This window comes from Kitasatospora sp. NBC_01539 (assembly GCF_045040525.1).
Taxonomy (GTDB): domain Bacteria; phylum Actinomycetota; class Actinomycetes; order Streptomycetales; family Streptomycetaceae; genus Kitasatospora.
This window is the reverse complement of record NZ_CP109390.1, coordinates 5,867,646-5,888,080: the sequence shown is the minus strand read 5'-3', so window position 1 is coordinate 5,888,080 and position 20,435 is coordinate 5,867,646. Positions and strand designations below refer to the sequence as shown.

General features: G+C 74.1%; 13 protein-coding genes and 1 pseudogene. 6 read left to right on the top strand and 8 right to left on the bottom strand.

The window, feature by feature from the left end; genetic code table 11:
* The first annotated feature begins 46 nt into the window (after positions 1–46).
* The 5 genes from OG335_RS25445 (at position 47) to nirD (ending at position 8,397) form a co-directional block, all read left to right on the top strand.
* Positions 47–2,137, top strand: coding sequence for a molybdopterin oxidoreductase family protein (locus OG335_RS25445; protein ID WP_405013427.1), 2,091 nt, complete (start codon positions 47–49; stop codon positions 2,135–2,137).
* Positions 2,138–2,273: 136 nt separating this feature from the next.
* Entirely contained in the window at positions 2,274–4,040 is a 1,767-nt protein-coding gene (locus tag OG335_RS25440; RefSeq protein ID WP_405013426.1) for an ABC transporter ATP-binding protein, read from the top strand.
* 102 nt (positions 4,041–4,142) lie between these two features.
* Complete coding sequence (locus OG335_RS25435; protein WP_405013425.1) at positions 4,143–5,432, top strand: NAD(P)/FAD-dependent oxidoreductase; 1,290 nt, start codon at positions 4,143–4,145, stop codon at positions 5,430–5,432.
* Entirely contained in the window at positions 5,429–8,047 is a 2,619-nt protein-coding gene (gene nirB, locus OG335_RS25430; RefSeq protein ID WP_405013424.1) for a nitrite reductase large subunit NirB, read from the top strand. Before OG335_RS25435 ends, nirB begins: the two co-directional genes overlap by 4 nt.
* Positions 8,044–8,397 (top strand): nitrite reductase small subunit NirD, encoded by a 354-nt coding sequence (nirD, locus tag OG335_RS25425; RefSeq protein WP_405013423.1) that lies wholly within the window; start codon positions 8,044–8,046, stop codon positions 8,395–8,397. The genes nirB and nirD overlap by 4 nt, the downstream gene beginning before the upstream one ends.
* A gap of 101 nt (positions 8,398–8,498) precedes the next feature.
* On the opposite strand, the gene OG335_RS25420 is transcribed toward nirD, so the two are convergent.
* Both OG335_RS25420 and OG335_RS25415 read right to left on the bottom strand, forming a co-directional pair.
* Positions 8,499–9,470 (bottom strand): SGNH/GDSL hydrolase family protein, encoded by a 972-nt coding sequence (locus tag OG335_RS25420; protein ID WP_405013422.1) that lies wholly within the window; start codon positions 9,468–9,470, stop codon positions 8,499–8,501.
* Positions 9,471–9,548: 78 nt separating this feature from the next.
* Positions 9,549–10,493 (bottom strand): PAC2 family protein, encoded by a 945-nt coding sequence (locus tag OG335_RS25415; protein WP_405013421.1) that lies wholly within the window; start codon positions 10,491–10,493, stop codon positions 9,549–9,551.
* Between the two features lie 688 nt (positions 10,494–11,181).
* Between OG335_RS25415 and OG335_RS25410 the strand changes: the two genes are divergently transcribed.
* On the top strand, positions 11,182–11,901 hold the full coding sequence (locus OG335_RS25410; RefSeq protein ID WP_405013420.1) for a GNAT family N-acetyltransferase: 720 nt from the start codon (positions 11,182–11,184) through the stop codon (positions 11,899–11,901).
* A gap of 74 nt (positions 11,902–11,975) precedes the next feature.
* Here the strand turns inward: OG335_RS25410 and OG335_RS25405 are convergent, their stop codons facing one another.
* The 6 genes and pseudogenes from OG335_RS25405 to OG335_RS25380 form a co-directional block, all read right to left on the bottom strand.
* A complete protein-coding gene (locus OG335_RS25405) occupies positions 11,976–12,671 on the bottom strand; it encodes an MOSC domain-containing protein (protein WP_405013419.1) in 696 nt (231 codons plus the stop codon).
* A gap of 405 nt (positions 12,672–13,076) precedes the next feature.
* A pseudogene (locus OG335_RS25400) lies at positions 13,077–13,991 on the bottom strand (ADP-ribosylglycohydrolase family protein); the annotation flags it as partial.
* 61 nt (positions 13,992–14,052) lie between these two features.
* Positions 14,053–14,535, bottom strand: a complete 483-nt coding sequence (locus OG335_RS25395) for a ribonuclease domain-containing protein (RefSeq protein WP_405013418.1) — start codon at positions 14,533–14,535, stop codon at positions 14,053–14,055.
* A 279-nt stretch (positions 14,536–14,814) separates the two neighbouring features.
* On the bottom strand, positions 14,815–17,523 hold the full coding sequence (gene ppdK, locus OG335_RS25390; protein ID WP_405013417.1) for a pyruvate, phosphate dikinase: 2,709 nt from the start codon (positions 17,521–17,523) through the stop codon (positions 14,815–14,817).
* A gap of 563 nt (positions 17,524–18,086) precedes the next feature.
* Positions 18,087–19,160 carry a tRNA dihydrouridine synthase DusB gene (dusB, locus tag OG335_RS25385; protein ID WP_405015524.1) on the bottom strand — a complete coding sequence of 358 codons (1,074 nt, stop codon included), beginning with the start codon at positions 19,158–19,160 and terminating at the stop codon, positions 18,087–18,089.
* Between the two features lie 258 nt (positions 19,161–19,418).
* Positions 19,419–20,336, bottom strand: a complete 918-nt coding sequence (locus OG335_RS25380) for a helix-turn-helix transcriptional regulator (protein ID WP_405013416.1) — start codon at positions 20,334–20,336, stop codon at positions 19,419–19,421.
* Positions 20,337–20,435 lie beyond the last annotated feature (99 nt).

Below are 20,435 nucleotides of genomic sequence, written 5' to 3'. Positions count from 1 at the left end.
CCTGCGGGCCGCCCCGGCGAAACAGCGTCGTAGCACAGTGGCCGGTATGAACGATGCCGCCACCGACACCCACTGCCCGTACTGCGCCCTGCAGTGCGGGATGGGGCTGCGCCGCACCGACGGGCCCGTGCCCGTCACCGTGGTGGAGCGGCCCTCGTTCCCGGTCAACCGGGGCGCGCTGTGCGGCAAGGGGTCCAACGCCGCCGCGGTGCTCGCCCCCGGCGCCCGGCTGACCACCCCGCTGGTGCGGGTGGACGGCGAGCTCCGGCCGGCCGGCTGGGACGAGGCGCTGGACCGCATCGCCGAGGCCCTCACGGCGACCGCCCGCACCCACGGACGGGACGCCGTCGGAGTGTTCGGCGGCGGCGGGCTGACCAACGAGAAGGCGTACCTGCTCGGCAAGTTCGCGCGGGTGGTGCTCGGCACCTCCGCCATCGACTACAACGGCCGCTTCTGCATGTCGTCGGCGGCGGCGGGCGGCATCCGGGCGTTCGGCCTGGACCGCGGCCTGCCCTTCCCCGTCGAGGACATCCCGAAGGCCGGCTGCGTGATCCTGGTCGGCGGCAACCCCGCCGAGACCATGCCGCCCTTCGTCCGCTACCTGCGGGAGCTGCAGGAGAACGGCGGCCGCCTGATCGTCGTCGACCCGCGCCGCACCCGCACCGCCGAACTCGCCGACCTCCACCTCGCGCCGCGGCCCGGCACCGACCTGGCGCTGGCCCTCGGCATGCTGCACCTGGTGGTCGCCGGCGGGCTCACCGACGAGGCGTTCATCGCCGACCGCACCACCGGCTGGGCCGAGACCCGGGCCGCGGCGATGGCACACTGGCCGGAGCACGTCGAGTCGGTCACCGGCGTGCCGCTGCCGCAGCTGCGGGAGGCCGTCCGGCTGTTCTGCGGGGCACCGACCGGCATGGTGCTGACCGCCCGCGGCCCGGAGCAGCAGGCGAAGGGCACCGACACGGTCAGCGCCTGGATCAACCTCTGCCTGGCCACCGGCAACGCCGGGCGGCCGAACGCCGGGTACGGCTGCCTCACCGGGCAGGGCAACGGCCAGGGCGGCCGCGAGCACGGCCAGAAGGCCGACCAGCTGCCCGGCTACCGCAAGCTGGACGACCCCGCGGCGCGCGCCCACGTCGCCGCGGTGTGGGGCGTCGCCCCGGAGAGCCTGCCCGGCCCGGGGCGCAGCGCGTACGAGCTGCTCGACTCGCTCGGCACGGACGTCAGGGCGCTGCTGCTGATGGGCTCCAACCCGGTCGTCTCCGCGCCGCACTCGCAGCACGTCACCGGGCGGATCCGCGCCCTGGACTTCCTCGCCGTCAGCGACGTCGTGCTCTCGGAGACGGCGGCGCTCGCGGACGTCGTGCTGCCGGTCACGCAGTGGGCGGAGGAGACCGGCACGATGACCAACCTCGAGGGACGCGTCATCCTGCGCCGCAAGGCCGTTGACGCGCCGGGGGGCGTGCGCAGCGACCTGGACGTCATGCACGCGCTCGCCGGGCGGCTCGGCCACGGGGAGGGTTTCCCGACCGAGCCGGAGAAGGTCTTCGACGAGCTGCGCCGGGCGTCCGCGGGCGGGCCGGCCGACTACGCGGGCATCAGCTACGAGCGGATCGCCGCAGAGGACGGGGTGTTCTGGCCGTGCCCGTCCGCCGGGCACCCGGGCACGCCGCGGCTGTTCCTCGACCGGTTCGCGACGCCGGACGGGCGGGCCCGCTTCACGGCCGTCCAGCACCGGCCGGCCGCCGAGGAGCCGGACGACGCCTTCCCCGTACGCCTGACGACGGGCCGGGTGCTGGCCCAGTACCAGTCCGGCGCCCAGACCCGCCGGGTGGCCGAGCTCAATGCCGCCGCCCCCGGTGCGTTCGTCGAACTGCACCCGAGACTCGCCGAGCGGCTCGGGATCCAGGACGGCGAGCAGGTGGCCGTGGTGAGCCGGCGCGGGCGGACCGTCACCCCCGCCCGGCTCACCACGGCGATCAGACCCGACACGGTGTTCATGCCGTTCCACTGGCCGGGCGCGGCCAACGCCAACGTGCACACCAACCCGGCGCTCGACCCGGTGTCGCGGATGCCGGAGTTCAAGGCGTGCGCGGTGCGACTGGAGCCCGCCGGGGACCCCGCGCCCGCAGGCTGAGTGCCGCGGGGGCGCCGGGCGGGTCCGGTGGCGGCCTGCGGGAGGGCGGCCGGTGTCCTGTTCCGGCCACCCTGCGGCCCGCACGGCCCTGGGAGGATGGCGGGATCCCCCGCACCGACCTTCCCGGGAACCGTTCATGGCGCTGCCTCAGGGCCCGCTCAGTCACCGCTACCGCGGCGAGCACCCCGTCCGTACCCTCCTCTACCTCTTCCGGCCCGACCGCGGGCGCGTCGCCCTGGCGGTCGCCGCGTTCCTCGCCAAGCACTCCCCGGTGTGGCTGCTGCCGCTGATCACCGCGAACATCGTCGACGTCGTCGTCCGGCACCGGCCGATATCGGTGCTGTGGTGGAACTCCGCCGTCCTGCTGGTGATCCTGCTGCTCAACCTGCCCCTGCACCTGCTGTACGTGCACTGGATGCACGGCTCGATCCGGCGGATGGGCACCCGGCTGCGCTCCGCGCTGTGCCACCGCATGCAGCAGCTGTCCATCGGCTACCACTCGCGGGTCAGCGCGGGCGTGCTGCAGGCCAAGGTGATCCGCGACGTCGAGGGCATCGAGACGGCCTCGCAGCAGACCGCCGACAACGGGCTCGCCGCGATCGCCACCCTCACCGGCGGCCTGGTCGTCATCGGCGTGCAGACCCCGGCCTTCCTGCCCGTCTTCCTGCTGATCGTGCCGGCCGCCGCCCTGCTCGTGGTGCGGCTGCGCGAGCGGCTCAGGAGCCAGAACGAGTCGTTCCGGCAGGAGATCGAGCAGTTGTCGTCCCGGGTGAGCGAGATGACGACGCTGATCCCGATCACCCGGGCGCACGGCCTGGAGCGCACCGCGCTGCGCCGCGTCGACCGCACCCTGGGCCGGGTGCTGGACGCCGGTCTGCGGCTCGACCTGCTCAACGGCCGTTTCGGCTCGCTCTCGTGGATCATGCTCAACGCGATCGGTGTCGGCTGCCTCGCGGGTTCCGCGGCGGTCGCCTACTACGGCTGGCTGGACGTCACCCCGGGCGCGGTCGTGATGCTGAGCGCGTACTTCTCCAGCCTGACCGGCTCGGTCACCACGCTGCTCACGCTCACCCCGCAGCTCGGCAAGGGGCTGGAGTCCGTCCGCTCGGTCGGCGAGGTGCTGCAGGCCCCCGACCTGGAGGAGAACTCCGGCAAGGCCGACGTGCAGCAGGTCACCGGCCGGATCGACTTCCAGGGGGTCGTGCACACCTACCCGGGCGGTGAGGAGCCCTCCGTCGCCGGCTTCGACCTGACCGTGCAGCCGGGCGAGACGATCGCCCTGGTCGGCGGGTCGGGCGCGGGCAAGTCGACGGTGCTGAACCTCGTCATCGGCTTCCTGCGGCCCACCGAGGGCCGGATCCTGCTGGACGGCACCGACATGGAGGAGCTCGACCTCCGCAGCTACCGGAAGTTCCTGTCGGTGGTGCCGCAGGAGTCGATCCTCTTCGAGGGCAGCATCCGCGAGAACGTCACCTACGGCATGAAGGACGTGCCCGAGGAGACCGTGCGCACCGCGCTGCGCGACGCCAACGCGCTGGAGTTCATCGACCGGCTGCCGCAGGGCCTGGGCACCGTGGTCGGCGAGCGCGGCGCCCGGCTCTCCGGCGGCCAGAAGCAGCGGCTGGCCATCGCCCGCGCCCTGATCCGCGACCCGCGGGTGCTGATCCTCGACGAGGCGACCTCCGCGCTCGACTCCCGCTCCGAGGCGCTGGTGCAGCAGGCGCTGGGCCGGCTCGTGCAGGGCCGTACGGTGTTCGTCGTCGCCCACCGGCTCTCGACGATCCGGGGTGCCGACCGCATCGTCGTGATGCACGAGGGCCGGATCGCCGAGATCGGCTCGCACGCCGAACTCCTGCGCAGTGGTGGGGCGTACGCGGGTCTCCAGGCGGCCCAGCTGGCCTGAGCAGGGGCTCACAACCGCCCGCGCGCGGCGCTGAGGTCGAAGTTCCGCTCGCGAAACAGAGCGGCCCCGACCGGGTAACTTCCGGCCCGCATGCTCAAGGGCATGACAGCAGCGGACAGTGCAGCGGAGCAGCGGATCGTGGTGGTCGGCGGCGGTATGGCCGGCCACCGGGTCGCCCAGCAGCTCGTGGCCCACGGCGCCCGCCGGGTGCTGCTGCTCGCCGAGGAGGAGTACGCCCCGTACAACCGGGTGCTGCTCGCCGAGGTGCTGGCCGGCCGCTACAGCCCGGACATCGCGGCCCTGACGGCGCTTCCCCCGCAGGTGGAGCGCCGTCAGGCCCGTGCCGTCCGGATCGACCGCGCCGAGTGCCGCGTGCTGTGCGACGACGGCGCGGTCGTCGACTACGACCGCCTCGTGCTCGCCACCGGGTCCAACCCGGTGCTGCCGCCGCTGCGCGGCCTGTTCGACGACGCCCTGACCGGCAGTGAACGGCACGAACTGCCGGCCGGCGTCTTCGCCTTCCGGACGATGGCCGACTGCGCCGACATCGACGGCTACCTGCCGGGTGTCCGGCAGGCCGTGGTCGTCGGCGGCGGTCTGCTCGGGGTGAGCGCGGCCCGCGCCCTGGCCGCCCGCGGCATCCAGGTGGTGCTGGCCCACCAGGGCGAGCACCTCATGGAGCGTCACCTCGACGAGGAGGCCGCGGAGATGCTGCGCGCCCACCTCGCCGAGCTGGGCGTCGAGGTGCACACCGAGTGCCGTGTCCGCTCGGTGCTGACCGAGGACCGCCGGGTGACCGGCGTGGAACTCGCCGACGGCTTCCGCCTCGACGCCGAACTGCTGATCACGGCCGCCGGGGTGCGGCCGCGCGCCGGACTCGCCCAGGCCGCCGGCCTGGACGTCCGTCGCGGCATCGTGGTCGACGACCACCTCCGGACCGGTGACCCGCGCATCCACGCGCTCGGCGACTGCGCCGAGCACCGCGGTGTGGTGTACGGCCTCGCCGGGCCGGCCCTGGCCCAGGCCGACCGGCTCGCCCGGATCCTGACCGGCCACGACACCCCCTACCAGGGCAGCCGCCTGCTGACCAGGCTGACGCTGACCGGCCCCGACTCCGCGCCGCTCGACCTCGCCGCGTTCGGCGAGACCGCGCCGGCCGGCCCCGGGGACCGGGTGGTCCGGCTGGCCGACGCCAGCCGCGGCACCTACCGCAAGGTCATCGTCCGCCGCGACGAGCAGGGCGGCGACCGACTCGTCGGCGGCGTGCTGCTCGGCGACCTCGACACCGTCGGCGACCTCGCCGGCACCTGGGAGGGCGACGAGGCCCTGTCAGCACACCCGCTGCACCTGCTCACCACCCAGAGCACGACCACCGGAGGGCCCTCCCGATGACCACCAGCCCGATGACCACCATGAAGCCGACCGTCGTCCTGGTCGGGTACGGCATGGTCGGCCACCGCTTCCTGGAAGCCCTGGCCGACACCGGAGCCGCCGACCGCTACCGCGTCGTCGTCCTCGCCGAGGAGCCCCGCCACGCGTACGACCGCGTCGCCCTGACCTCGTACTTCTCCGGCAAGAGCGCGGACGACCTGCTGCTCGCCGAGGCGGGCTTCACCGACACGCACGGCTTCGAGGTGCACCTGTCGTCCCCGGTCGCCTCGATCGACCGTGCCGGGAAGTCCGTCACCACCGCCGCCGGGCACACCGTGGCGTACGACACGCTGGTGCTGGCCACCGGCTCGTACCCGTTCGTGCCGCCGGTGGACGGCAAGGACGCCGAGGGCTGCTTCGTCTACCGCACCATCGAGGACCTGGAGGCCATCGAGGCCTACGCGGCGACGGCGAACGTCGGCGCGGTCGTCGGTGGCGGCCTGCTCGGCCTGGAGGCGGCCGGTGCGCTCAAGGGCCTCGGCCTGGAGACCCACGTCGTCGAGTTCGCGCCGCGGCTGATGCCGGTGCAGGTCGACCCGGCCGGTGGTGAGGCGCTGCGCCGCACCATCGAGGAGATGGGCGTCGTCGTCCACACCGGGGTCGGCACCAAGACCGTCGTCGTCACCGACGGCCGGGCCACCGGGATGACCTTCACCGACGGCTCCGAGCTGGAGACCGACCTGGTGATCTTCTCCGCCGGTGTCCGCCCCCGCGACCAGCTGGCCCGCGACTGCGGCCTGACGGTCGGCGAGCGCGGCGGCATCGCGATCGACGAGCTGTGCCGCACCTCCGACGAGCACGTCTTCGCCATCGGCGAGTGCGCGCTGGCCGTCGACGGCCGGGTGTACGGCCTGGTCGCCCCCGGCTACGAGATGGCGCAGAGCGTCGCCCAGCAGCTCGCCGACGGCACGGGCAAGGCCTTCACCGGCGCCGACCTGTCCACCAAGCTGAAGCTCCTCGGGGTGGACGTCGCCAGCTTCGGCGACGCGTTCGGCACCACCCCCGGTTCGCTGGACGTCGTCTACTCCGACTCCCGTTCCGGTGTCTACAAGAAGCTCGTCGTCACCCCCGAGGGCGCGCTGCTCGGCGGCATCCTGGTCGGCGACGCCGAGGCGTACTCCTCGCTGCGGCCGCTGGCCGGTACCGGCAACCCGCTGCCCGTGCCCGCCGAGTCGCTGGTGCTGCCGGCCGGTGTGGGCGCCCCGGTCTCGCTGGGCAGCTCCGCACTGCCGGACGACGCGGTCGTCTGCAACTGCCACAACGTCACCAAGGGCCAGGTCCGCGCCGCGGTCACCGAGCACAGCTGCGGCACGGTGCCCGAGGTCAAGAAGTGCACCAAGGCCGGCACCGGCTGCGGCTCCTGCATCAAGCTGCTCTCCACGATCGTCACCGACGAGCTGGAGGCCTCCGGCGTCGAGGTCGACCGGGGCCTGTGCCCCTGCTTCGGCCACACCCGCGCCGAGCTGTACGAGATCGTCCGGGTCAAGCGGATCGCGACGCACCGGCAGCTGCTCGCCGAGCACGGCCGCCTGCAGGGCGAGGGCTGCGAGGTCTGCAAGCCGACCGTCGGCTCGATCATCGCCTCGCTGGCCCCCGAGCTGGAGGCGTCCGGGCACATCCTGGACGGCGAGCAGGCGGCCCTGCAGGACACCAACGACCACTTCCTGGCGAACCTGCAGAAGAACGGCTCGTACTCGGTCGTCCCGCGCATCCCCGGCGGCGAGATCACCCCCGACAAGCTGATCGTGATCGGCGAGGTCGCCCGCGACTTCGGCCTCTACACCAAGATCACCGGCGGTCAGCGGATCGACCTCTTCGGTGCCCGCGTCGACCAGCTCCCGGCGATCTGGAACCGCCTGGTCGACGCCGGCTTCGAGTCCGGCCACGCCTACGGCAAGTCGCTGCGCACCGTGAAGTCCTGCGTCGGCTCGACCTGGTGCCGCTACGGCGTGCAGGACTCGGTCGCCATGGCGATCCAGCTGGAGCTCCGCTACCGCGGCCTGCGCAGCCCGCACAAGCTCAAGTCGGCCGTCTCCGGCTGCGCCCGCGAGTGCGCCGAGGCCCGCGGCAAGGACTTCGGCATCATCGCCACCTCCAACGGCTGGAACCTCTACGTCGGCGGCAACGGCGGCGCCACCCCGCGCCACGCGGACCTGCTCGCCCAGGACCTCGACGACGAGCAGCTGATCAGGCTGATCGACCGGTTCCTGATGTTCTACATCCGCACCGCCGACCGGCTGGAGCGCACCTCCACCTGGCTGGACCGGATCGAGGGCGGCCTCGACCACGTCCGCGACGTGGTGGTGAACGACTCGCTCGGCCTCGCCGCCGACCTGGAGGCGATGATGGACCACCACGTCGCCGACTACCAGGACGAGTGGGCCGCGACCCTCGCCGACCCGGAGCGCATGCGCCGGTTCGTCTCCTTCGTCAACGCCCCGGGCGTGCCCGACCCGAGCATCCAGTTCACCCCGGAGCGCGACCAGATCAAGCCCGATCTGGTGCTGCTCGCCACCGAGGAAGAGCTGCTCGCCGCCCTCGACCCCGACAACTCGCAGCTCCTGGAGACCCGATGACCACTGTCGCCACCACCACCCGCATCGAGTTGCTGGCCGGCAGCACCTGGACGGCCGTCTGCGACCTGGACCACCTGACCCCCGGCCGCGGCGTCGCCGTGCTGCTGCCGGACGGCACCCAGGCCGCGGTCTTCCGGGACCGCTCGGACACGCTGTACGCCGTCGCCAACCGCGACCCGTTCACCGGCGCGTACGTGCTCTCCCGCGGCCTGATCGGGTCGACCGGGGACGGCCGGGTGTACGTCGCCTCGCCGCTGCTCAAGCAGCGCTTCGACCTGGCGAACGGGCAGTGCCTGGACGACGAGTCGGTGCGCATCCCCGTCCACGCCGTCCGGCTCGCCGCCGCCTGAGGCCTCCACCGGCCGCACGCACGACCCGCCGCCCCTGACCGGTTCCGGCCGTCCGCAGTCCCTGCCCTGACCCGCGGACGGCCGGAGCCCCGTTCAGGGGCTCACGGCTGCCCGGCCCCGGCGGAACGGACCGCCGCCAGCACCGCCGCCGCCATTCCGCTCTCGCCGCGCGCGTTCGGGTGCAGCGCCGCCGCCCCCGCCGCGGGCCGGACGGGCTCGATCCACCGCACCGCGGCGCCCGCGCACATGTCGTGGCCGGCCGAGGCGGCGGCCGTGTCGACGAAGACCGCCCCGGCCGCGGCCGCGCGGTCCCGGAGCGTGGTGTTCAGCTGCTGCTGCTTCTCCCGCAGGAAGCGCAGGTCGCCCGTGGCCATCACGCCGCCGACGGCCTCCGCGCAGCCGTCCGGGTCGGCCGGCAGCAGCTCCGGGTAGCCCACCACGTACACCGCGGCCCGCGGCGCGCGGCGGCGGATCTCCGCGAGGGCCGCCGCCACCCCGTCCCCGGCGGTGCCGATCGCGCGCTGCACCCCGTCCGGGCCGGCGCCGCCGTCCGCGGCGTAGGCGGCCCGGCAGGGTGCGGCGGCGGTGTCCGCCGCGGGCCGGAGGTTCTCCCGCACGCAGCGGGCGACGACGTCCATGAAACCGGCGTCGTTGCCGCCGATCCCCAGGGTCACCAGCCGGGTGTCCGCGCCGAGCGCGTCCAGCTGCGGCGGGTTGGTGCCGTCGGCGGTCCGCTGGGCCGTCGCGAGGTCGGCCGTGCGGGCGTCGCTGCAACTGGCGTCGGTGAAGGCCCCCGGGGCGATCCCGAGGCCCCGCGCGACGAGCGCCGGGTAGTCCACCGCCGACCGGCCGCACCCGGCCGGGCCCCCGCCCCGCGGGGCCACCCCGAGGCCGGAGGTGTACGAGTCGCCGAGCGCGGCGTACGGGCCGGCGACGCGCGTCGGGGCGGCGGACGCCGTCGGCGTGCCGGACGGCGGCGCCGCGGACCGCGCTCCCCCGTCGGCGGCGCCGCAGCCCGCCGCGAGCAGCAGCGCGACCGCCGCGAGCCCGGCCACCGCGTACCTGTGTCCCACGTGTCCCCCCGGGTCCGGTCCTGACCGGCCCAACCTACGGGACGCGGACGGCCCGGCACGGCCGGGGCCCACCGGCGGCTACTCGGTGTCGCGCTCGTGCTCGGCGAGGAACTCCTCGAAGCGCCGGCCCAGCTCGTCGGCCGACGGCAGGTCGGTGGCCTGCGCGAGCAGGCTCTCCCGGTCCTCGGAGCCGGCGACGGCGTCGTACTGGCCCTCCATGCCGCGGATGGCGGAGGTGAGCTCGCCGTCGCCCTGGGCGAGCTGCTCCTCGATCTCGGCGTGCACCTCGTCGACGCGCAGCCGCAGCTCGGTGCCGGGCAGCACCAGCCCGGTCGCCGACTGCACCGCCTCCATGATCAGTACGGCGGCCGCCGGGTAGGCCGAGCGGGCGATGTAGTGCGGCACGTGCACGGCGAAGCCGAGCACGTCGTGCCCGGACTCGGCCAGCCGGAACTCCAGCAGCGCCTGGGCGCTGCCCGGCACCTGCGCCTGGTCGAACCACTTCGGGTAGCCGGGGGCCAGGTCGAGCCGGGTGCCGTGCGGGGTCAGGCCCACCGGACGGGTGTGCGGCACGCCCATCGGGATGCCGTGGAAGTCGACGGCCAGCCGGACCTCGAACTCCTCGATCAGGCCGCGCACCGCGGCGGCGAACAGCTCCCACTCGGTGTCCGGCTCGGGGCCCGACAGCACGAGGAACGGCGCGCCGACGACGTCGTGCACCAGCTGCAGCAGGATCTCCGGCGGGTCGTAGTCCGTCCAGCGCTCCTTGTCGAACACCATCGAGGGCCTGCGCGCCCGGTAGTCGACGAGGCGGTCGTGGTCGAACCGCGCCACGACCTGCGGCGCGCCGTGCTCCAGCAGGTGCGCGACGACCTGGGTGCCGGCCTCGCCCGCGTCCATGAAGCCCTCGAAGTGGTACAGGAGCACCAGCCCGCCGTCGGCCGCGGCTGCGGCCTCCTGCGCCGCGACGACCGCTTCCGCGCCCGCCGCATCCAGCTCGTACAGCTCCTTGGGATCACGCACGGTGCACCAAACCCCGTTCCCGTCTCGTCCGTCCTGGTGGGGCCGGCCCATGTCGGCGGTGCCCCGGGCGGGCGTCTCCCCGGACGCCTGCCCGATCACTGCAGCGTGCCGGGGGCCGCCGGCATTCCCGGCGCGGCCCCGAGGTCTCCACGCCCCTTGCAGAATATTCTCACCTGCCGCGAAACCGCTGGTCGGAGTCGTTACGCGGGTGTTGCGGAGCCCGCCGGACCACCCGTGCGGCGTGCCGCCGACACGCGCACGCCCCCGATCTCGCGCCGCGAAGTGACGCACCGCCTTCTTGCAGGTATCGTCCTCTCGCTGCCTCGCATCGTCGCGTCGTCGCCACGCCGTCCGTGACGGCGCGGGCCACGTCCCGGACGCCTGCGCGGCCAGCCCGCTGCGCACCTTGCCTTCACCTGGCCGCCTGTTTCCCTTCGCGCTCACGTCTCCCTCTCGGCCATCTCGCGGACGCACACTGTCCCCTCGCACACCCGCCGGACCGGGTCGTCGACCCGTGCCCGTTCCGGCACCGCGCTGCCCGCTTCCAGGGCCGTCGCCCCACCGCACCCGGCCTCCCCAGGCCTGCGCGGGAACGGGCGCCGGGCCCCCGAGCGGGGCGAAACACCCCGCCCTCGCCGCCGCACCCAAGGCCGGGGGTCCCTCCGATCGCCGAAGGACCGAAGGATCCGTGCCCGTACCCGTCACCCTCGTCGGCCGCACCGTGCGGCTGGAGCCCCTCGCCGAGCACCACGCGGAGGCACTGGCCGAGGCAGGTGCAGAGGACCGTTCGACCTACGCCTTCACCCCCGTGCCGCACGGGCTCGAAGCGGCCCGCGCGTACATCGCGAGGGCACTAGCCGACCAGGCCGCCGGCCGGTCCCTGCCGTTCGCGACCGTCGGCACCGCCGACGGCCGGGTGGTCGGTTCGACCCGCTTCCTCGAACTCGACTACTGGCAGGGCCCGCTCGTCTGGCCGCCGGTGCCCGGCGTGCCGTTCGGCGACCCCCGGGACGCCGTGCCGGACGCCGCCGAGATCGGCAACACCTGGCTCTCCCCCCGCGCGCAGGGCACCGGCATCAACACCGAGGCCAAGCTCCTGATGCTGCGCCACGCCTTCGAGGGCTGGGGGGTGCAGCGGATCTCGCTGCGCGCCGACGCCCGCAACCAGCGCTCCCGCGCGGCGATCGAACGGCTCGGCGCGACCTGCGAGGGCGTCCGGCGGGCCCACTCGCGCGGGCTGGACGGCGTCGTCCGGTCGACGGCCTTCTACTCGATCCTCGACGAGGAGTGGCCGGCCGTCCGCGACATCGTCGAGCTGCGGATCGCCGCCGCCACCTCGCCGAGCGCCCCCGACCCGGCCCGCACCCAGGAGTGCCTCAGACACGGCGGCCCGCTGATCCCCGCCTGAGCGCCGGGCCTCGGCGCCCCGGCGCCCCGGGCCCGTGCCGCACCGGCACGGGCCCGCACGTGGCACGGCCGCGGTCAGGCCTCGTCGTCCCCCGGGGCGTACGGGGCCGGGCCCGCGCCGGTGCGCCGCCGTGCCAGCTCCCGGACGTCCTCCGGCAGCTCGGCGACGTCGACGAGCCCGGGCAGCAGGCCCGCGTCGAGGGTGAGCGCCCGGAAGCAGCGCTCGACGGTCACGTCGTGCGCCGGCCGGTGCTCCACGGTGATCGGGTCGCCGCCGCGGATCTCGCCGGGCTCGATGATCCGCAGGTACGCGCCGGGCACGGCGGCCGCCGTGAACCTGTGCATCCAGCGGCGCTCGTCCAGCCAGGCGGCGAAGGTCGCGCACGGGATGCGCGGTACCGACACCTCCAGCAGCACCTCCTCGCCGATCCGCCAGCGCTCGCCGATCAGCGCACCGTCGACGTCGAGGCCGGAGGTGGTGAGGTTCTCGCCGAAGCTGCCGTTCGACAGGGTGCGGCCGAGTTCCCGCTCCCAGCGGTCGAGCACCTCCCGGCCGTACGCGTAGACCGCCTGGTCGTCGCCGCCGTGGTGGCGGGTGTCGAGCACGGCGTCGCCGACGAGGCCGCTGTGCAGGCCCGTGCCCTTGGGGCCGGGCGCGCGCAGCCGCACGGGATGGTCGACCGGACGCTTGTCGATCCCCGTGCCGGCCGTGTCCGGCTTGGCGGGGTTGGGGCGGGGGCGGCCGATGTTGACGGAGAGCAGCAGAGGCATGCGCGCAGCGTAGGCGCGGCGGGCCGCGCCGCCCAGTGGTTTTCCCGACAACCGTCCCCCGGTCGCCGCCACCCGGCGGGGGGCTCAGAGCCGGCGCAGTGCGGCCAGGAGATCCGCCGGGTCGGTGGTGCAGCGCGCCGGATGGGCCTCGGCCACCGCGGACACCGGGCGCCAGCCGGTGCGGGGCAGCGCGGCCACCTCGACGTCGAGCAGCCCGTACCCGGTGCGGCGGTCGGTCAGGTGGAGCACCCCCTCGGCGGTGTACGCGTGGTGGTCCGGGCCGGGGTCGCGGCCGGCCGTCCTGATGCGCTGCCAGTCCTCGTCCGTCCAGCGCAGGTCGGGCGGGTCGACCGGCCGGGGCAGCAGGATCGGCGTGCCCGGCGGGTGCCCCGGGCCGGTGACGCCGCCCGGTGCGGGAGCGGCCCAGCGGGGCAGCGGTTCGCGGGCGGCCAGCCAGGCGGCGGGGATGCCCGCGGTGCCGGTGTGCGCCGCGACGACGCCGCCGACGATGGCGGCCGTGGTGTCGACGTCGCCGCCCGCGGTGACGGTGTCCCAGATCGCGCGCCGGAAGTCGCCGAGGTGCCGGGCGGCGGCCCAGAGCGCGAAGGGCACGGTGTCGGCGGCGCTGACCCGGCTGCCGTTGCCGAGCACCGCGGCCACCGCGTGCGGGTCGTCGGTGCCGAGCAGGGCCAGGGCCTCGCCGAGGCCGCGGCGGACGGCGCCGTGCGGAGTGAGCCGGCGGACCTCGGCGAGGAGGTCCGCCGGGGCCGGCGCCGTGCCGCGGGTGGCGGCGGCGAGTGCCGCGGCCACCGCGACGGCGATGGCGCCGTCCACCGCCTGCGGGTGGGTGTGGGTGACGACCGCGGTGTCGGCGGCCGGACGGACGGCGCCCGCCGGGTCGGCGGCGTGGGCGGCACCGAGCGGGGCGACCCGCATGGCCGCGCCGTTGCCGTACGAGCCCTGGCCGTCGAAGAGTTCCGCGGCGAGCCTGCGGGCGTCGCCGCCCTCGCGGACCAGCCGGAGCATGCGGTTGGCGGCGGGCCCGTAGCCGCGGTCGAAGTCGTGGCGGCGGGCGAAGGCGTGGGTGAGGTCGAAGGTGTCGATGCGGCCGCGTTCGGTGCGGGCCGCGTACACGGAGCAGGCCATCTCGGTGTCGTCGGTCCAGGGCCAGGTGCCGGGCGGGTCCTGGCGGCGCCCGAGGTACGGGCGGTTGGCGGGGACGAAGAACTGGGCTCCGAGGGCGTCGCCGACGGACAGGCCCTGCAGGGAGTCGGAGGCGGGAGTGGTGGGGCCGGGACCGGTCGGGGTGGTGGGTGTCATCGCGGACCATCCTGGCAGCCGGGCCGGGGGCCGGGCCAGGAGGATTCCGGCCCCGGTCCGGTCAGCAGCGGGGGTCGATCTCGCGGAAGCTCGCGTAGTGGTCGGCCGTCCAGTACTGCTCCCCCGCGCCGCCGGTGACGATGCGCCGGGTGCCGCGGTCGCCGGAGCCCGGGGTGACGACGGTGTACTCGTGGTAGTAGCCGGAGCCGTGCCGCGGCAGCAGGCCCTCGCGGTTCTCGAAGACGATGCCGTCGGAGCGGTAGGGGTAGGGGCCGCCCCGGGTGATCAGGACGAGGGTGGTGTCGGCCTGGACGGGGAGGCGGGTGCGGCAGACGTCCGCGACGGCGGGGTCGTCCGGAATCCAGACGGCGGCGGGGCCGGCCGGGGAGCTGCGGGGCGAGCCGGCGGCGGCCGGGGTGGTCACGGGCGGCTGTGCGGTCGGGGCCGGTGCGGGGCTGCGGTCGTACAGGGCGTACGCGGCGGCGACGACGATCCCGCACACCAGCAGGACGGCGACGGCGATCGAACGGCTTCGGCTGCTCATGGCGCACAGCTTGCCCGGTCGGCGGAGCGCGCCGGGCCGCGCTGCGCCCTCTTCTCACCCGTTCGGACGCACCCGGAGCATCGGTGGGCGGTGCGGCGGGTCAGGCGGGTTCGGCGGGAGGGTCCGGGGGAAACACCGCCGGGGCGGGTACGGACGCCGTTGTCCGTACCCGCCCCGGCTGTCACGTCCGACGGCTCTCCTGCGCCGAGCTCCGTCGAACGCCCCTCCCCGATGGAGGGGTGCGGTCAGCGATGGGCCGCGCTGCGGGGTCTCCCCCGGTCAGCGCGCGTCGCTGCCCGCCGTCTCAAGGGCGGCGCGGCCTGCTTCCAGACGCGCCACCGGGATGCGGAAGGGAGAGCAGGATACGTAGTCCAGCCCCACCTCGTGGAAGAAGTGCACCGATTCGGGGTCTCCGCCGTGCTCGCCGCACACGCCGAGCTTCAGGTCGGGGCGGGTGGCCCGGCCCGCCTCGACGGCGTGCCGGACGAGCGCGCCGACACCGTCGCGGTCGATGGTCTCGAACGGGCTGACCCCGAAGATACCCTTCTCCAGGTACGCGGTGAAGAAGCTCGCCTCGACGTCGTCGCGGGAGAAGCCCCACACGGTCTGCGTCAGGTCGTTGGTGCCGAAGGAGAAGAACTCGGCGGCCTCGGCGATCTGACCGGCGGTCACGGCGGCGCGCGGCAGCTCGATCATGGTGCCGAGCTTGATGTCGAGCTGCACCCCGGTGGACCTCACGACCTCGGCGAGCACCCGCTCGCACTCGTCGCGCACCAGTTCCAGCTCCTGGACGGTGCCGACCAGCGGGATCATCACCTCGGGACGCGGGTCGGCGCCGGCCAGCCGGCGCTCGGCCGCGGCCTCCGCGATCGCCCGCACCTGCATGCCGAACAGGCCGGGGATGACGAGGCCGAGGCGTACGCCGCGCAGGCCGAGCATCGGGTTCTGCTCGTGCAGCCGGTGCACGGCCTGGAGCAGGCGCAGGTCGTTCTCGTTCGGGTCCTTGCGGGCCTCGGCGAGGGCGACGCGCACCGAGAGCTCGGTGATGTCGGGCAGGAACTCGTGCAGCGGCGGGTCGAGCAGCCGGACGGTGACCGGCAGTCCGTCCATCGCCTGGAAGAGCTCGACGAAGTCGCTCTTCTGCAGCGGGAGGAGGGTGGAGAGGGCGAGCTCCCGGTCCTTGTCGTTGTCGGCCAGGATGAGGTGCTCGACCTCCTTGCGGCGCTCCTCGCCGAGGAACATGTGCTCGGTGCGGCACAGGCCGATGCCCTGGGCGCCGTAGCGGCGGGCGCGCCCGCCGTCCTCGGCGTTGTCGGCGTTGGCGCGCACCGCGAGGCGGCGGCGGACGTCGGCGTGCGACATCAGCCGGTGCACCGCCTGGACGAGGCCGCCCTGGACGTCGGCGCCGGCGTGCAGGGTGCCCTCGAAGTACTCGACCACCGGGGACGGCAGCACCGGTACCTCGCCGAGGTAGACCTTGCCGGTCGCGCCGTCGATCGAGACGACGTCGCCCTCCTCCACGACCTGCCCGGCGGCGGTGGTGAAGCGGCGGCGCTTGGTGTCGACCTCCAGCTCCTCCGCGCCGCAGACGCAGGTCTTGCCCATGCCGCGGGCCACGACGGCCGCGTGCGAGGTCTTGCCGCCGCGCGAGGTGAGGATGCCCTCGGCGGCGATCATGCCGTCCAGGTCGTCGGGGTTGGTCTCGCGGCGGACGAGGATGACCTTCTCGCCGGAGCGCGACCACTTGACGGCCGTGTACGAGTCGAAGACGACCTTGCCGATGGCCGCGCCGGGCGAGGCTGCGAGGCCCCAGGCGACCTGCTTGGACGTGGCGTCGGGGGCGAACCGCGGGAACATCAGCTGGGCGAGCTGGCTGCCGTTGACGCGGTGGAGCGCCTCGTCCAGGTCGATCAGGCCCTGGTCGACGAGCTGCACGGCGATCCGGAAGGCGGCCGCGGCGGTGCGCTTGCCGATGCGGGTCTGCAGCATCCAGAGCTTGCCGCGCTCGATGGTGAACTCGATGTCGCAGAGGTCGCGGTAGTGCAGTTCGAGCTTCTGCATGATCGCCATCAGCTCGTCGTACGACTTCTTGTCGAGGTTCTCCAGCTCGGCCAGCTGCAGGGTGTTGCGGATGCCGGCGACGACGTCCTCGCCCTGCGCGTTGGAGAGGTAGTCGCCGTACACGCCGACGGCGCCGGTCGAGGGGTCGCGGGTGAAGGCGACGCCGGTGCCGGAGTCCTCGCCGAGGTTGCCGAAGACCATGCTGCAGACGTTGACCGCGGTGCCCAGGTCGTTGGGGATGCGCTCCTGACGGCGGTACAGGCGGGCGCGGTCGCCGTTCCACGAGTGGAAGACGGCGTGGATGGCGAGGTCCATCTGCTCGCGCGGGTCCTGCGGGAAGTCCCGGCCGGTCTCGCGGGCGACGATCGCCTTGAAGGTGCCGACCAGGGTGCGCAAGTCGTCGGCGGTCAGGTCGAGGTCGCTGGCGGTGCCCTTGGCGTGCTTGGCCTCGTCGAGGGCCTCCTCGAAGAGCTCGCCGTCGACGCCCAGCACGGTCTTGCCGAACATCTGGACCAGGCGGCGGTAGGAGTCCCACGCGAAGCGCTCGTTGCCGGACTGGGCGGCGAGGCCGGCCACCGAGGCGTCGGAGAGGCCGATGTTGAGCACGGTGTCCATCATGCCGGGCATGGAGAACTTGGCACCGGACCGGACGGACACCAGCAGCGGGTCGTCGGCCTGGCCGAGCTTCTTGCCCATCGCCGCTTCGAGGGCCGTCAGGTGGCTGCTGATCTCCTTGTGCAGCGAGGAGGGCTCGCTGCCCGTCTCCAGGAAGACCTTGCAGGCCTCCGTGGTGATGGTGAACCCCGGAGGGACGGGAAGGCCCAGGTTGGTCATCTCGGCGAGGTTGGCACCCTTCCCGCCCAGAAGATCCTTGAGGTCCTTGTTTCCTTCGGTGAAGGAGTAAACAAACTTCTGCTTCGCCGCCACGGGTCGTCTCCTCGCACACGGTTGCCCTGACGCCGGAGAACATACCCATTTCAAAGGCGCTTCCGTGCCGCCAATAGGCCGTACGAGCTCGATGAACCGTCAGGACCCGGCAGATCGAATGCCCGGAGTGACGTTCACCTCTGGTGCGGAAATCGTCCACATGACGCGAGCAAACGTTCAAGTAGTGAACGCACGGAAACCCCAGGATCACAGGAACCGGACACGGAGCAGCGGTCGATCGCCGCCCGCGTTTCCCCGGTTTGATTTCCTGCAGCCAGGTGTACCGATCCGGCGGACACCCCCTTCGGGAAGCGATTCACGCTCCGGGCGCCCCGCGGCCACCTGACCGGCCGTCAACACCCCACGCTATGTGGCAAGCGTCACGGCCGCATCTCAGGCTTCGAACGGCCGCTCCGCCGAAGATCGGCACTCTCCGCTGTTCATTCATCACCGGAGCGTCACCGGGATCTGCCGCAAAGGAGCCCTCTTGGCCAGATGGTCCAAGAGGGCTCCGCCGCACCGGCAGGGCGCCGGTCCGGCCGAACTTCGCCGGAATGGAGCGGTCATCCGCCGGATGTGTCCGATTCGGCGTCAACCGAGGGCCGGGCGCAGTCGTACGGATCGTCCAGCCAGCCCTCGGGCAGCACCACGCGGTTGTTGCCGCTGGTCCGGCCGCGCGGGCCGTCCGCCCCCGCCGGCCAGAGCTGCTCCTGGTCGACCTGGGCCAGCAGCTCCGCCAGCTCGGCCAGCGAGCCGGAGTTCGCCAGCCGCACCCGCAGCTCCGAGCCGACCGAGAAGCCCTTGGTGTACCAGGCCACGTGCTTGCGGAAGTCGATCACGCCGCGGGCCTCGTCCCCCAGCCACTCGCCGAGCAGTTGGGCGTGCCGCACCATCGCCCGCGCCACCTCGGCGAACGCCGGGCGGACCGGACCGGTGTCCCCCTCGAAGACGGCGACCAGGTCCCTGAACAGCCAGGGGCGGCCCAGGCAGCCACGGCCCACCACCACGCCGTCGCACCCGGTCTCGCGCATCATGCGGAGGGCGTCGCCCGCCGACCAGATGTCGCCGTTGCCCAGCACCGGGATCCCCGCCGGCACCGCCTCGCGCAGCCGGGCGATCGCCGACCAGTCCGCGGTGCCGCCGTAGTGCTGGGCGGCGGTACGGCCGTGCAGGGCGATCGCCGAGACCCCCTCCTCGGCGCCGATCCGGCCCGCGTCGAGGAAGGTCAGGTGGTCGTCGTCGATGCCCTTGCGCATCTTCATCGTCACCGGCAGGGCGCCCGCGTTGGCGACCGCCTCCCGCAGGATGTCCCGCAGCAGGTTCCGCTTGTAGGGGAGGGCCGAACCACCGCCCTTGCGGGTCACCTTCGGCACCGGGCAGCCGAAGTTCAGGTCGATGTGGTCCGCCAGGCCCTCGTCCGCGATCATCCGGGCCGCCCGGCCGACCGTCACCGGGTCGACGCCGTACAGCTGGATCGACCGGGGCTTCTCGCTCGGGTCGAACCTGATCAGCTGCATGGTCTTGGCGTTCCGCTCGACCAGCGCCCGGGTGGTGATCATCTCGGAGACGTACAGGCCCTTGCCGCCGCTCTGCTCGCGGCAGAGCGTACGGAACGGCGCGTTGGTGATCCCCGCCATCGGTGCCAGCACCACCGGTGGCCACACCTCCAGCGGGCCGATCGACAGCGGTGCGAACTCCGAGGGAGCGGCACCGGGCAGGTCGCCCGGCGCCGGGGGCGGTGCGGCGGACGGCACGGCGCCCGGTGCGGCGGCGGTGTCGGTGTCGGAGGTGCTGAGCGTGCTGGTCATGCGCGGCAGGTCCTCGGCAGAGGGGAATCGGGACTCCCCATTGTCCCCCACCCTCGCGGCAGGCCGGCCCGCCCGGCCCCGGGCCGGTCAGCCGCCGGCCGCCAGGCGGTCCAGCGCCTGCCGGGTCTCCGCGTCCTGCGGGGTGTAGGCGACCAGCCGCGGTCCGGGCCGCGGGCCCAGCCAGAGATTGGTGTACTCGAAGCGCAGCAGGCCCGCCTCCGGCAGCAGGAACCGCTTCAGCCCGTTGCCCAGACCCGCCACCTCGTGCCGCTCCCACGCCGCCTCGAACTCCGGCGACGCCCGGCGCAGCCGGGTCAGCAGCGACTTCCAGGCCGGCTCGGACCCGTGGTCGGCCATCGCCGCCCGGAACCGCGCGACCATGTCGGGGTGCGCCTCGTCGACGTCGACCAGCGTGCGGCGGAACACGGAGTCGGTGAACGCCAGCCACATGAGGTTGCGCTCCTCCGGCGGCAGGGCGTCGAGGTCGCCCGCGATCCAGGTGTAGGCGCGGTTGTGCGCGAGGACGTCGTACCGGCTGTTGAGCACGGCCGCGGGCAGCGGCTCCAACTGCGCCAGCAGCGCCCGCACGGCCGGGGTCACCGTGGCGCACTCGACGACCGGGGCCGGGTCGTCCGCGCCGGCCAGGACGAAGAGGTGGGCCCGCTCGGTCGGGTCGAGCCGCAGCGCACGGGCCACCGAGCCCAGCACCTGCGCCGACACCTGGATGTCCCGGCCCTGCTCCAGCCACGTGTACCAGGTGACCCCCACGGTGGCCAGCTGCGCCACCTCCTCGCGGCGCAGCCCCGGGGTGCGGCGGCGCCCGGTCTCGGGCAGGCCCACCTGCTCGGGCGAGATCCGCTCCCGGCGGCTCCGCAGGAAGGCGGCCAGCTCCCGGCGGCGGGCGGCCGCGGGCTGCCGGGCGGCCGGCGCCGCGAGAGCTGCGGGGGCGGGAGCGGCCGGGGCCGGGGCCGGGGCCGGCCGGGCGGACAGGGTGGTGGAAGCCATGGCACCAGCATGCCCCTCCGGTGATCCCGGTGCCAGGTGTTCGGTATACCTGGATAAACCCTGTCTGGTACCAGGGTGCGCAGGCGCGGATCGTAGGAC